This is a genomic window from Microcystis panniformis FACHB-1757 (assembly GCF_001264245.1).
Classification (GTDB): Bacteria; Cyanobacteriota; Cyanobacteriia; order Cyanobacteriales; family Microcystaceae; genus Microcystis; species Microcystis panniformis.
In genome coordinates this window covers 3,523,448-3,537,856 of the sequence record NZ_CP011339.1, presented here as the reverse complement: position 1 = coordinate 3,537,856, position 14,409 = coordinate 3,523,448, and the positions used below count along the sequence as shown (strand labels likewise).

The window sequence follows — 14,409 nt, the reverse complement described above, 5'->3', positions numbered from 1 at the left end:
CTTTGTCTCTTTCTGGTTTATTCTTGGTCAGTAATCAGTAAACAGTAATCAGTGAAAAGATAGTAAGAAACTTATATTTAATACTGTCACTTAAAACTCAAATCTGATAACTGATAACTGATAACTGATAACTGTTACTTATCTGGAGTCCTCGATGGTAGCCGGATTAGCAGTATTGGCAGTCTTGCTAGTGAACATTTGTATCAGACTAAAACCGACAAAAGCGAGTAAAGCTATGCCACCAATAGCAGTAACAATTTTACCCACGAGATTTTCTGTGCGGGGTTGTTCGGGGGCATCCTCGTTGGGATCCTCCGAATGGGCAAAACGATTGTAGAGGAAATCGAGGGCTTCATTGCGAAGTTCGTAGTAACGGGGATCCTCGGTAATTTGGGAACGAACCCGGGGACGAGCAAAAGGCATCTTTAACACCTCCCCGATTTTAGCGCTTGGGCCGTTGGTCATCATCACCAAGCGATCGCACAAGAACAAAGCCTCATCGATATCGTGGGTAATCATCAACACGGTTAACTGGTGTTCTTGCCAGATTTTCAGCAATTCTTCCTGTAATTCTTCTTTAGTGATCGCATCTAGGGCCCCAAACGGTTCATCGAGGATGAGGACTTGGGGACGAATGGCCAGGGCGCGGGCGATCGCAACCCGTTGTTTCATGCCTCCCGATAATTGGGGGGGTTTTTTCTGGGCTGCTTCTGTCAATCCCACTAAGGATAGATTTTCTTCCACAATCTTCACCTTCTCAGCGTGAGATTTTTGGGGATAAACCGAACTAACCCCGATATAAACGTTCTCAAAGGCAGTTTTCCAGGGCAGAAGCGAATAATTTTGGAATACCATCATCCGGTCCGGTCCTGGTTCCTTAACCTCTTTATCCTGTAGCAGCACTTGCCCACGACTAGGAGAAGAAAACCCCGCCACCATATTTAAAAGGGTCGATTTACCGCAGCCGGAGTGACCGATAATGCAGACAAATTCCCCCTCATTAACTTGCAGCTCCACACCATCTAAAACGGTGTAAACCCCTTCGGGGGAGGGGTATTCTTTGGCAACATTACTAACTAATAAAAAAGGCTGGGTAGTAGTGGTGGAATTCACGGTCTTATCGGTAAAAGTTTGCATAATTCGTCCTAGATTTATTTTAAGGTGGGCAAAGCCCACCACAACCATTAATTAGCGACGGTATCATCGAGGAGAACTTCTGAGACGCGATAATCGCGACGGATCGAGAAACGTTCCAGATAGCTGATCGGATCGTCGGGATTGAAAATAAGATGATCGAAGAGGGCAAAACTGTGGCGATTGGGTTCCAAATCGGGAAGGCCCAGGGACCGGCAAGCTTCACCAAACAGATCGGGACGACGGACGCGTTCAATCACTTCTACCCAGTTGCGGGGGAAAGGCGCGTAACCCCAACGGGCAAGCTGAGTTAGGGTCCATAACGCCTCACTGCGGCCCGGACAGTTAGCTTGATCGACGTAAAACTGGTTAAATCGGAATAGGGGTTCGGGGGCGGTTCCTAAACCGCGATCGTAACCATCGAGGAAACCAGGCCGAATAATTGTCCTATCCACGCCCACATACTGGGGCTGACTGAGAATATTGACGATTTCTTCTCGATTACGCTGATCATCGCAGTATTCGCAGGCTTTAATTAAAGCTTTCACCATGGCGATATGGGTTTCGGGATGTTTCGCTGCCCAAGTTTCCTTGACTCCGAGAACTTTTTCTTGGTGTCCGGGCCAAATATCAAGATCGGTGGCGATAACGTAGCCTAATTTTTCGTGAACGGCGTAGGAGTTCCAGGGTTCCCCCACACAATAACCGTCGATCTTACCCGCTTTTAGCAGGGAAACCATCTGAGGCGGCGGAATTACGGCTAAATTCACATCACTATCGGGATCGATGCCGCCACTAGCTAACCAGTAGCGTAACAGCAGATTGTGCATGGAAGCGGGGTGAACCATGCCGAAAGTGGCGATTTTATCGGGACTTTGCTGGAGGGCATCCTTTAAGTCCTCCAGTTTTTCTACCCCCAATTCCCTGTATTTATTGCTGAGGGTGATGGCGTTACCGTTGCGACTGAGTACCAAAGCGCTAATGACGGGGACAGAGGGCTTATTGCCAGCGCCAATGGTCATGCTGAGGGGCATTCCCGCCACCATCTGGGCCGCATCGAGACGACCGGTGGCCACCCCTTGGGCGAGTGCTTTCCAGTTGGGTTCTCGTTGCAGGATAACATCCTCTAATCCTTCCTCGGCGAAGAAACCTTTCTCTTTGGCGATAATAATCGGAGCGCAATCGGTGAGGGGGATAAAACCGATGGTGGGATTGGTTTTCAGTCTGGTAGCTTGACCGATCACTGTCACCGGTCCGGTGGGTTGACCGACTTTCTTCGATCGCTTCTGTTGGTTGAGGAAATAAACGATCTCGTTACGGAGGGAGTAGTAACTGGGATGGTTAACTACTTCTAAACGATGCCGGGGCCGGGGAATGGGAACATCGAGAATCTGACCGATATGGGCCTCCGGACCGGTGGTTAACATCACCACTCGATCGGATAGTAATAGGGCCTCATCCACATCGTGCGTGACCATGATACAGGTAACGTGGCTTTCTTCGACGATTTCCATCAAACGTTCCTGTAAATTGCCTCTGGTTAACGCATCCAGCGCCCCAAAGGGTTCATCGAGTAGCAGGACTTTCGGCCGTAGGGCTAGAGCGCGGGCGATCGCTACCCTTTGTTTCATGCCTCCCGATAATTCTCCCGGTCGTTTGTTGGCCGCATGGCGCAGGTGTACCATATCGATACTATGTTCGATGACACTTTTGCGTTCAGCAGCCGGTAGATGACGCAGCACGCGGTTAACTCCTAGGGCGATATTTTCTCGGACGGTTAACCAAGGCAGCAGAGAATAATTCTGGAAGACCACCATGCGATCGGGACCGGGACCTTTAATTTCTTTTCCCTCTAAAATCACCCCTCCCACCGTCGGGCGATCGAGTCCAGCGACCATATTTAAGAGGGTGGATTTCCCGCAACCGGAATGACCGATTAAAGAGATAAATTCCCCTTGAGTAACGCTGAGATCGATATTTTTTAGGGCGATATATTGACGGCCATCGGGCAGAGGGAAAACCTTATCAATGTGATCGACTTCAATAAATGCAGACATTTTCAGTTATCAGTTATCAGTTATCAGTTATCAGTTGTCAGTTATCAGATGTGAGTTTTTAGTTTACTGTTTACTGTTTACTTAAAAAGCTCGGCTCTTCGGTTTGTGTTATGCAATGGACGGGGGATATAAGGGATGGAACCCTTATGTAGAAAAGCATTTGGCCATTTTTGTCAATTGTTTTTGATCTAGAGCGAACTAATCAATTAAATCTCTTACCAGATAAGGATTTAGTCGATTTATGCCCCCATATCGAATCATACCAAGTAACGAAGAACCAAAAGCTCCCCACACCCCACACCCTGCCCCCACCGAAAAACTTTTTGCCGCAAACCCTATTTATTTTCTTCGGGTACAACTAATTTAGCGATGTAGGCCATGAGGCGATCGAGTAAGAAACCAACAATACCCACATAAATCAGGGCGAGGATAATTTCACTGATCATGGAACTATTCCAAGCATCCCAGATAAAGAAGCCAATTCCCACGCCACCGATCAGCATTTCTGCCGCTACAATCGCCAACCAAGATAAACCGATACCGATTCTTAATCCGGTGAAAACGTAGGGAACGGTGGCGGGAAAAAGAATATTGAAAAAGTATTCAACTTTGGATAATTTCAACACTCTAGAGACGTTTTTATAGTCTTGGGGAACCTGCTGTACTCCCACGGCCGTGTTAATAATAATTGGCCAAATTGCTGTAATAAAAATTACAAATATGGCACTAGGTTCGTTATTACGAAAAGCCGCTAGGGAGATGGGTAGCCAAGCTAGGGGGGGAACGGTACGCAGGATTTGGAAAATCGGATCGATCGCATCATAAATTAGGGCGCTACTACCGATTAAAATACCCGCAGCGATGCCAACAATAGCGGCAAGGGTGAAACCGACGGCCACCCGTTGTAAACTAGCTAAAATTTGCCAGAATAACCCCACATCCGTGCCACCATTATTGAAGAAGGGATTAATAATTAATTCCCAGGTCTCGCTAACCACTTTGGTGGGACTAGGAAGGGGAGCATCGGGACTAAAACAGAGAATTTGCCAGAGGAGAAGGAAAATTAATAAAGCAATCGCCGAAGTTGCTAGTTTGGATAATTTTTTTTTCAGGTCTTTTACCCATTTCTGACCTTGAGAACGACGAGAAATAGAAACAGCCATAATCAGTTATCAGTTATCAGTTATCAGTTATCAGTGGTTGAGTTGTCAGTGGTTCAGTGGTTCAGTTATCAGTGGTTCAGTTATCAGCTATCAGAAAATCATCTTTAACTGATTACTGATCACTGAACACTGATTTAAACCTTTTTAATCTTGAGAGATTTCAGATAAGCGGTGGGATTTTCAGGGTCAAAAGTAACACCATCAAAGAAAGTTTCCACACCGCGAGAGGTAGAGGTGGGAATTTGATCAGCCGGAACATTGAGGGCTGTGGCGGCTTCTCTCCAGATATCTTCCCGGTTAACCTTATCAACTAAAGCTTTGATGTCCGTATCGGCGGGAATATAGCCCCAACGGATGTCTTCAGTCACAAACCAAGTATCATGACTCTTGTAGGGATAGGAAGCGTTATCAGCCCAGAATTTCATGGCTACGGGGCTATTTTCGATTTTGCGACCATCACCGAAATCGATATTACCCTGCATTCTTCCCAAGATATCGGCGGGGTCAATTTTCAGCCATTCCCGTCCTGAAATAATCTCGCACATTTCCTTAACATTAGCGGGATCATTGCACCATTGCTGCGCTTCCAAAACAGCCATGGTTAAAGCTTTTGCCGCTTTGGGATTTTTATCCACCCAATCGGCGCGCATAGTTAGGGCTTTTTCGGGGTGATCTTTCCAAAGTTCCCCGGTAATCAGGGCCGAATAACCGAGTTTTTTGTTAACCAATTGGGCGTTCCAAGGTTCCCCCACACAGAAAGCTTGCATCGTGCCGACTTTCATGTTAGCCACCATTTGTGCCGGAGGAACAACAATTAGGGATAGATCTTTATTCGGATCGATGCCGCCGGCGGCTAACCAATAGCGCATCCAGAGATCGTGAGTACCACCGGGGAAAGTGACGGCGGCTTTAACTTCTTTGCCCGCAGATTTAGCTTTAGCGAAGGATTCTTTCAGTACACCGCTATCGAGGGCAACCTTTAGATCCATGTATTCGTTAGCCACAGAAATCGCTTGACCATTGGTATTCAAACGCGCCAGAATATACATCGGTACTGGCTGTTTGGTGATTTTGCCCAAGGTCATTAGGTAGGGCATGGGGGATAAAATATGCGCCCCGTCGATACCGTTACCCGCCGAACCTAATTCGAGGTTATCCCGGGTTGCAGCCCAAGAGGCTTGTTTCATCACCTGTACATCGGGCATCCCGTGTTTAGCGAATAAACCTTTTTCTTTGGCGATAATTAAGGGGGCAGCGTCGGTGAGGGCAATAAAACCTAGTTTAGCGGTGGTGACTTCGGGGGTTTCTCCACTGACAACGGGGGAAGCGGCAGGACTGCCGGCCGGGGAGGGACTGGTCGCGGTATTATTGGGAGTGGCGCAACCGTGGAGAATTGCTGTTCCTACGGCAGTTGCCCCGGCAGTGAAGATAAATCTACGTCTGGAAAGTTTACTCATGGACTAAAAAATCGTGATTAGAAACTAAACAAAGGTGATGAAACGGTGAAAAATTCTCATTATTTCCCCCGCGGTGATAACCGAGAAGATTTCTTGCAAGTAACTGTTGATTCAGTAAGGAGGCTTTAACTATTTTTATCTCTCGATCGCTTTTGCTTCTCCATCTGGGGAGATTTAGCAGTAGTTTTTGTCTAAGAGATTTTTTCTAGAAGCATAACAGTTTTGAGGAGTCGATAGATAGGGGCGGTTTTTAGTCATCTGGGCTAGAAAGATCACTTTATTTCAGGGTTATCACCGAAGCAATTAACTTAAATTTACAGTCTTCAACGGGAAAGATAGTATAGATTGTTACAAAATATTGTCAGTCATGTAATAAGAGCATAAAAATTTGTCTGAAACGCATGGTAGAGCGATGGGTTTTTTTTAGCTATCTTGAATCAGTTATCATACTAAATCCAGTTATTAAAGACTGATTATCTATTCCTCCTTTTGCCTCTTGCCCCTTGCCTCTTGCCTATCCTGATAACTAGCCTATACTCAACGGATTTAGGATCAGATTTGAGTTTGCCGTTGACTGATTACCGGTTAATCTTTACCGATTACTGAAAAATCGCCGCAAGTATTAGCAACGGGACCAGCTTGAGACAATCTCTGTTATGCTTTGGAACTTGCCAAGGGCAAAAGCATATTATTATCGATCGATGTTTCCCCTTGATTAGATGCTTAGGGATATTGTCAATAGTGGGAGTTAGTCATCTGTGCCTATTTGATCGTTTGTCTTGATCACGATACTTTTAATCCTTACTGTCGCACCTATCCCAGACTCTGATCAAAAACTGGCTGTCTGGGATTCAGGAAAGAGCCGAAAAAATCTCTTAAATAACCTTCAATTATTCTACAGCGTTTTATCTGTTTTCATTTCATTTTAAGATGGCTCAAAGTTTCCCCGTTCCTGACTATCTTTCGGGTTTACTAGGCTTTTAGAACGGTTTTATGACTTTGATTGTTGACGATATTTGCTCTGTCTTTGGGATGACTTTTGCTGGTCTGCTGCCGAGATTGACACAAGAGAGGTAAAATCGACTCTGTGGGGATGCTTTAACCGGCATCTCTGTTTTTTGACAGGGGAAGATTTAACTGCCCCGACAATCGATCGAGTGTTAAACCTAAGCCGCTAAACTGAAAATAGCTGCTTGTCCTTGGCTCTCATTTCTCAGATTGTAAAATAATGCAAATTTATCTTGACTATAGTGCCACTACCCCCACTCATCCCCAAGTAATCGATCGGGTTGCCACTATTCTGCGGCATCATTGGGGTAATCCCTCCAGTTTACACAGTTGGGGACAGGATACGGCGACAGTCATCGAAATGGCTAGAGAACAGGTAGCAGGGTTAATTAATGCCAATCCAGACCAGATTATCTTCACTTCTGGCGGCACAGAAGCCGATAATTTAGCGATTATCGGGGTTGCTCAACAGTATAACCGCCCCCGTCATATAATTATTTCTAGTGTGGAACATTCGGCGATCGCTGAACCCTGTAAACAATTAGAGCAGCAAGGTTGGCAAATTACTCGTCTTCCCGTCAATCGTCAAGGTAGGGTGAATCCTTTAGACCTAAAAGCCGCAATTCAAAGCGATACGGTCTTAATTTCCATTATTTACGGACAAAGTGAGGTGGGAACCCTACAACCGATTGAAGAATTGGGCAGCATTGCCAGAGAAAGGGGTGTTCTTTTTCACACCGATGCGGTGCAGGTGGCGGCAAGATGCGATATTGATGTGCGGAAACTGCCCGTAGATTTATTATCTCTTTCTAGCCATAAAATTTATGGAATGCAAGGATCGGGAGCTTTATACATCAGAGCGGGTGTCGATATTTTACCATTACTGCGGGGCGGTGGTCAGGAAAAAGGTCTGCGATCGGGAACCCAATCTGTGCCAGCGATCGCATCTTTTGGTTTAGCGGCCGAATTAGCCCAAAAAGACTTAATTAGCGAAAAAATGCGTTTAATGGCCTTGCGAGATCGATTATTTGACCTCTTAGCTGATTATCCTTATCTGCTACCCACGGGAGACCGATTCTATCGTTTACCCCACCACGTCAGCTTTATTGTCCGTCCAGACGATAACAGTCACATCACGGGAAAACAGCTAGTTCGTCAGCTTAATTTAGCAGGAATCGGTATTAGTTCTGGAGCCGCCTGTCATAGTGGCAAACTTTCCCCCAGTCCAATTTTAAAAGCTATGGGCTACAGCGATCGAGAAGCATTAGCGGGAATTCGTTTAACCCTGGGAAGGGACACCAGCGCAGCCGATATTGATTGGACTGCTCTAGTATTAAAACAAGTGATCGATCGCTGTTTATCTGCTTTAATTGTAAGCAAGAGTTAGTTTATGCCTCAAATTGTCCTTCAATCAAGATAATTTCGCCAAAATCGGGGATCCATGCCACCCAACGGCCCTGATCCTGTTCACAGAGTAGTAGCGCTTCATCAAAGCTGTATGGAGAGGGAAGCATTCTTAGTCGTACCCATGTATTTGCTTGGGGACAGGTAACAACAGCAGTAGTGCGAGATTGTAGTAAGGACATACACAGATCACCCTGATAATTCTGTATCTAAATTTACAAACAAACCGATGACTGTGGATAACTTTGTTTTAAATCTTTACCTTTTCATTGGTAATTTGAGAAAAAATCTCTCTTTCTTGCCCACGGTTTTCGACTACCAATCCTAGTTAGGGTTTGCTGAATAAATGTGAAATATAGACGAGGTAAGGGTTTTAGGGTTCTGTTTCGCTCCCACAGATGCAAGATTTTGAGAGAATCGTGGTTCAAAACCTTGCGTCTTCATCGGCCCGCGTCCTGTAGGGGCGAAGCATTCGGGCAATAACCTATCGCTGAAACCGGAGATTTTCTAACCGAATGCTTCGCCCGTACTTTTTCAGCCAATCCTAGTTATGATCATTATTGGTAAATGATAGTTGATAACTGGTAATGGTAAGTTCTTTCCCTCGCACCTATAAAATCGCCGTCATCGGTGACGTTCACGACCAATGGGAAATAGAAGATAATTTAGCTCTAGAAGCTTTACAAGTGGATTTAGCCCTATTTGTGGGGGATTTTGGCAATGAATCCCTAGAAATTGTCGGCCGGATTGCTAGTTTGTCCTTACCAAAAGCCGTTATTCTCGGTAATCATGACGCTTGGTATAGTGCCACCTCCTGGGGACGAAAAAAATGTCCCTACGATCGCAATCAAGAAGATCGTGTCACCGCCCAGTTAGAATTATTAGGGGTTGCTCATGTGGGTTACTCAAAACTAGACCTGCCCAGTTTACAGCTTTCGATTGTTGGGGGTCGTCCCTTTACTTGGGGAGGTTCCGAGTGGAAAAATGGAGAATTTTTTCAAGAACGCTATAATATCAGCAGTTTTGCCGAATCTACTGCCAAAATTATCGCTAATATTCAAGATACTGCCTATAATAACCTGATTTTTTTAGGTCACAATGGTCCAGCCGGACTGGGAAAGGAAGCGGAAGCTATCTGTGGTCGCGATTGGCAACCCTTGGGAGGGGACCACGGGGACCCAGATTTAGCAGCGGCCATCGAACAAGCACAGCTATTAGGAAAACAGGTTCCTCTCGTCAGTTTCGGTCATATGCACCACCGTCTCCGTCATACTACTTCCCGTTTACGCAATCCCGTGGTCACTTCCGAGATGGGAACTGTTTATCTGAATGCTGCTAGTGTCCCTCGCATTCTCCACTCTGATAGGGGTAAATCTCGCAATTTTTCCCTAGTCACTCTTGAAGAAGGTCTAGTCACAGAAGCATCTTTAATCTGGTTGAACGATAATTTCGAGATTATCAGTAATAGAAAACTTTATCACTCCGGGTCGTCAATCGATCGCCTATCTCCCCAATCTTGTTATTCTTAAGTTTTGACAATAGACCTTTTCTTAATCTTATGCGGTACAACCACTAATATCAGTTATCAGTTATCAGTTATCAGTTATCAGTTTTCGGTTAACTGTTTACTGATTACTGATTACTAAAAAAAGCTTCCCAATTCATAATTCATAATTCATAATTTATAATTTATAATTCATAATTTATAATTTATAATTTCCTATAGATAGTTAAGTTTTTGAGCGATTAGAGGTAAAGCAAGAGCGATAGCAACACTAACAATCATACCGATAAAAGCTTTCAAGGCATCCCCTAAAACCAATTTACCCGTGGCGGCTAAATTAGGGGTTTCTCTGGTTAAAGTCAGAGAAATTTCTCGACCTCCTAATAAACCTAAAAATACCCAAGTGGTACTCATGGGAATATGATTATAGCCAACAAAAAAGAGTAAAATTAAGCCATAAATTAAGTTAATAATTGTTGCAGAACGCGGATCATGGGCGTTAGTTTTGCTAGTGACAATTTTCTCGATTTGACCACCATGATTAATAAAAATGATGGTTTGCAGGAGTAGCATAACTGTTAGAGATAAAACTAACCATGTTGCCGCTAACTGTCTGGGAAGATAGGCGAAAATATTTGCAAAATCTTGCATTAACCATTGACTCCAGAGAAACCCGGTGGATAACCACTGTAAAACTACCCAGATTTTTTGAGGTTCTTTATTAACTGTTTCTAGGAAAAAGTTTTCTAATCGATAAATAATTCGATAGATTACTAACCCCACTATAACAGCAATAGCATAACCCCAAGCGGATTTAACTAACATTTCATCTAGAGATTGGGGAGCAAAAACTGTTAAAACCAAAAAGGTTGTACTCACAGGTATTCCCCAAGTGGTGAGAATTAAAATTGCCAGGGGAGGAACGATATAAATCCAAGTAAAATTTTCTGGGAAGGGAATCATTTCTAGTCGATTATAAGCCACATCTCCCTGATTAATGTACCAACCAGCGATAAAAATTGAGGCTAAGATTATACTGGAATACAGCCATAAAATCCACCAGGGACGTTCTTCATTGGCACTTAAAAAAGTCCCTAAAGTCTGTAGGGAATCGTTGGCAACGATTGCATAAGCTGATAGAATAAAGCCAGCAATCATAAAAAAATTACTCATAGACAAGTGAAAAAAATAAAACTTAAAGTAATACAAATCCTGTTCAAACAGTAGAGAAAAGCGCAGAGGTAGGAGAGCGGGAAGTGGGGAAGTGGGGAAGTGGGGAAGTGGGGAAGTGGGGAAGTGGGGAAGTGGGGGAATTTCAACTAAAACCCTAACACCCTAACACCCCAACACCCCCCGCAACGCGCACGCAGTGACCACCCTATCTTCTGAATCCTGACAACTGGCTCCCAAAAACGAAAACTTCCTACTTCTCTATTAATATAATCGCTAGAATTACTTAATTTTGCTTTAAAAAATCCCTCGCCAGATAGAAAGCTGCTAAACTACCAGAGACAGTAATTTCCTGCGGATTAATTTCCTGTAAAGGTCGCAGAATAACTTCGATTTCCTCGGTAACATCTAACTTTTGTTGACCTGTGGGGGTAGCATTAAGAGCCAAAAAAATATGAATTCTGTTAGTATCTTTAACAGGATTATCGTACAAAACAGCTAGAGGCATTAGAGAATCACTGTGATAACCAGTTTCCTCCTCGAATTCCCGATGCGCTGCTGTGGTAATATTATCTTCACCCGCATCCACTGATCCAGCGGGAAATTCCAATAAAATTTCCTTAACTCCGTGACGATATTGACGGACAAAAACTAATTGATTATCCTCAGTAACTGGAACAACTAAAACAATTTCAGGACGAATATTAACGAAATAATCATCGATAACTTGTCCAGAGGATAACTTCACCGCGTCTTGACGGACTTGACACCAACGATTCTGAAAAACTAGCTCAGATTTAACAATTTGCCATTTTTTTAAATTAGTCATCGATAATCCTGTTATAATTGCAGTGAAATTACTAAACTCTTTCTCAGATAATTATAGCTATCTAGGGACTATTCCTGATAAGATCTAATTTTATACTCCCATCTCCCATGTCGTTAATTCAATGGTATCCCGGTCATATTGCCAAAGCGGAAAGAAAACTTAAGGAACATCTTAAACTCGTGGATGTGATCCTAGAAGTGCGCGATGCTCGCATCCCCTTAGCTTCCCATCATCCGCAGGTGGACGATTGGATTGGCAATAAACCGCGCTTATTAATCTTAAATCGTCTCGATATGATTCCCGAATCTGCCTATCAACAATGGGTAACATGGTTTAAAAGTCAAGGAGAAACCGTCTATTTTACTAACGCTAAACAGGGAGAAAGAGTTAAAGCAATTATCAAAGCGGCGGAAAAAATTGGCGATGAAATTAACCAAAAACGTCAACTAAGAGGAATGTTACCGCGTCCAGTGCGGGCTGTGGTGATTGGGTTTCCCAATGTGGGCAAATCTGCCCTGATTAACCGTTTATTAGGGCGAAAAGTCGTCGCCAGCGCCCGCAGGGCTGGAGTAACGCGACAATTACAATGGGTACGAATTTCCGACACCTTAGAATTATTAGACGCGCCGGGGGTGATTCCTTCCCGTTTAGATAATCAAAAGGATGCGGTGAAATTAGCTATCTGTGAGGATATTGGGGATGCTGGTTATGATAAACAAAGGATAGCGGCGGCTTTTGTTGATTTATTAAGAGAATTACAGTATGAAGGACTTTTACTATCTCGTTACGGGTTGAATACCCTAGACATGACCGGGGAGGATTTTATCGAAAAATTGGCCGATCTCAAATATCAAGAAGATAAAGAAAGGGCAGCCATGCAGTTACTCAATGATTTTCGTAAGGGAATAATCGGGGCTATCCCGTTAGAATTGCCCCCTTCCTCTTGAAATCGCCTGTTTTTAACTCAATAGTTAATTACCCAATTTGTCAAAATTACCGCCTGTTAGTCCACTGAGCTGCCGATAAGATTAAAGAAATCGGTAAAGTTGCGGGATCGATCGAACTGTGAAGGAAGATAGGGGATAAACGACAGAGATAAAAAAGACTATGGGCAAACCGACTGGCTTTATCGAATTCCTGCGTGAACTTCCTTCCGAACTTACCCCTCTCGATCGCCTTCATAATTGGGATGAGTTTCATCTTCCCATGCCAGAAGATAAACTCCGCAATCAGGCTGCCCGTTGTATGGATTGTGGTACACCATTTTGTCACACGGGAACCCTAATTAGTGGCATGGCCAGTGGTTGCCCGATTAATAACCTGATTCCCGAATGGAATGATTTAATCTATCGAGGATTGTGGAGAGAAGCCCTCGATCGCCTCCATAAAACCAATAATTTCCCCGAATTTACCGGTAGAGTCTGCCCCGCTCCCTGTGAGGGTTCCTGTGTTCTCGGTATTCATAATCCCCCGTTACGATCAAAAATATTGAATGTTCAATTATCGACAAAGGTTGGGAATCCGGTTGGATTACTGCCAATCCCCCCGCAATCCGTACCGGCAAAAAAGTGGCCGTGATCGGTTCTGGACCTGCTGGATTAGCGGCCGCCGACCAGTTAAATAAAGCCGGTCACTGGGTGACGGTTTACGAACGGGCCGACCGTCCCGGGGGTCTATTAATGTACGGTATCCCCAACATGAAGTTAGATAAAGAAGAAGTGGTTCTGCGTCGTCTCCAGATGCTCGAACAGGAAGGGGTAAAAATGGTCTGTAACACAGAAGTGGGCAAGGATATCAGCAGCCAAGACCTATTAAACGAATATGATGCCGTGGTTATCTGTACCGGAGCCACCAAACCCCGGGATTTAAACATCGAAGGTCGCCAATTAAAGGGTATTCACTTCGCCATGGAGTTTCTCACCGCTAATACAAAAGCACTATTAGACGGACAGCCCGGGGAAGATTTTATCTCGGCTGCGGGTAAAGACGTGGTAATTATCGGCGGTGGCGACACGGGAACCGACTGTGTGGGGACTTCCCTGCGTCATAACTGCCATAGCGTCACCCAATTAGAAATTATGCCGCAACCGCCCCGAGAACGGGCTGCCGATAATCCCTGGCCCGAATGGCCGAAAATCTACCGTCTGGACTATGGACAAGAGGAAGCGGCCGCCCGTTTTGGCGATGACCCCCGGGTTTATACCACCACAGCAACCAAATTCGAGGGGGATAGCCAGGGTAACGTCACAGGGATTCACACGGTACAAGTGGAATGGCAACGCAACGAAAAAGGACAGTTTATCCCCCAACCAGTGGCAGGAACAGAAAAAGTCATCCCGACGCAATTAGTTCTATTGGCCATGGGATTTTTGGGACCAGAACAGCCTTTACTCGATGATTTAGGCTTAGAAAAGGATGCCCGCAGCAATATCAAGGCCGAACACGGTCAATTTGCCACTAGCTTACCGAAAGTCTTTGCAGCGGGGGATTGTCGTCGTGGTCAAAGTTTGGTGGTTTGGGCGATTAATGAAGGCCGCGGGGCCGCCAGGGAATGCGATCGCTTTTTGATGGGGGCGACGGATTTACCGTAAACCAGTAGTTACTCCCACCATTGTCCTGACTTGCTGGGGGTGTTTTCCCCTCGTTATCGTCAGGGACAAAAAGAGGCCTCAGCCATAGCCAT

The 14,409-nt window shown here is 44.8% G+C and carries 11 protein-coding genes and 1 pseudogene; 5 read left to right on the top strand and 7 right to left on the bottom strand.

Annotation, left to right across the window (positions count from 1 at the left end):
* Window positions 1–138: 138 nt before the first annotated feature.
* Both VL20_RS17035 and VL20_RS17030 read right to left on the bottom strand, forming a co-directional pair.
* A complete protein-coding gene (locus VL20_RS17035; protein ID WP_052278495.1) occupies window positions 139–1,137 on the bottom strand; it encodes a nitrate ABC transporter ATP-binding protein in 999 nt (332 codons plus the stop codon).
* A 47-nt stretch (window positions 1,138–1,184) separates the two neighbouring features.
* The gene (locus tag VL20_RS17030) at window positions 1,185–3,191 is read right to left on the bottom strand and encodes an ABC transporter ATP-binding/substrate-binding protein (protein ID WP_052277216.1); all 2,007 of its coding nucleotides are present in this window, start codon (window positions 3,189–3,191) and stop codon (window positions 1,185–1,187) included.
* Between the two features lie 158 nt (window positions 3,192–3,349).
* Between VL20_RS17030 and VL20_RS32910 the strand changes: the two genes are divergently transcribed.
* A complete protein-coding gene (locus VL20_RS32910; RefSeq protein ID WP_284526177.1) occupies window positions 3,350–3,553 on the top strand; it encodes a hypothetical protein in 204 nt (67 codons plus the stop codon).
* Here VL20_RS32910 and ntrB read toward each other — a convergent pair.
* On the bottom strand, window positions 3,527–4,354 hold the full coding sequence (gene ntrB / locus VL20_RS17025) for a nitrate ABC transporter permease (protein ID WP_002798614.1): 828 nt from the start codon (window positions 4,352–4,354) through the stop codon (window positions 3,527–3,529). The two genes, VL20_RS32910 and ntrB, sit on opposite strands and share 27 nt — an antisense overlap.
* Window positions 4,355–4,488: 134 nt before the next feature.
* Window positions 4,489–5,811, bottom strand: a complete 1,323-nt coding sequence (locus VL20_RS17020; protein WP_052277215.1) for a CmpA/NrtA family ABC transporter substrate-binding protein — start codon at window positions 5,809–5,811, stop codon at window positions 4,489–4,491.
* A 1,228-nt stretch (window positions 5,812–7,039) separates the two neighbouring features.
* On the opposite strand from VL20_RS17020, the gene VL20_RS17015 reads away from it, so the two are divergent.
* Window positions 7,040–8,206 (top strand): cysteine desulfurase family protein, encoded by a 1,167-nt coding sequence (locus tag VL20_RS17015; RefSeq protein ID WP_052277214.1) that lies wholly within the window; start codon window positions 7,040–7,042, stop codon window positions 8,204–8,206.
* 1 nt (window position 8,207) lies between these two features.
* Here VL20_RS17015 and VL20_RS17010 read toward each other — a convergent pair whose 3' ends face one another.
* Window positions 8,208–8,405 (bottom strand): hypothetical protein, encoded by a 198-nt coding sequence (locus tag VL20_RS17010; RefSeq protein WP_052277213.1) that lies wholly within the window; start codon window positions 8,403–8,405, stop codon window positions 8,208–8,210.
* A gap of 405 nt (window positions 8,406–8,810) precedes the next feature.
* Here VL20_RS17010 and VL20_RS17005 point away from each other — a divergent pair, with 405 nt between their 5' ends.
* Entirely contained in the window at window positions 8,811–9,752 is a 942-nt protein-coding gene (locus VL20_RS17005) for a TIGR04168 family protein (protein ID WP_052277212.1), read from the top strand.
* 191 nt (window positions 9,753–9,943) lie between these two features.
* Here VL20_RS17005 and VL20_RS17000 read toward each other — a convergent pair whose 3' ends face one another.
* Window positions 9,944–10,885, bottom strand: coding sequence for a hypothetical protein (locus VL20_RS17000; RefSeq protein ID WP_043995994.1), 942 nt, complete (start codon window positions 10,883–10,885; stop codon window positions 9,944–9,946).
* A gap of 298 nt (window positions 10,886–11,183) precedes the next feature.
* Entirely contained in the window at window positions 11,184–11,726 is a 543-nt protein-coding gene (locus tag VL20_RS16995; RefSeq protein ID WP_052277210.1) for an NUDIX hydrolase, read from the bottom strand.
* A gap of 107 nt (window positions 11,727–11,833) precedes the next feature.
* Here VL20_RS16995 and ylqF point away from each other — a divergent pair, with 107 nt between their 5' ends.
* The gene (ylqF, locus tag VL20_RS16990; RefSeq protein WP_052277208.1) at window positions 11,834–12,673 is read left to right on the top strand and encodes a ribosome biogenesis GTPase YlqF; all 840 of its coding nucleotides are present in this window, start codon (window positions 11,834–11,836) and stop codon (window positions 12,671–12,673) included.
* Between the two features lie 160 nt (window positions 12,674–12,833).
* Window positions 12,834–14,317 (top strand): annotated as a pseudogene (locus tag VL20_RS16985) (glutamate synthase subunit beta).
* Window positions 14,318–14,409: the final 92 nt, after the last annotated feature.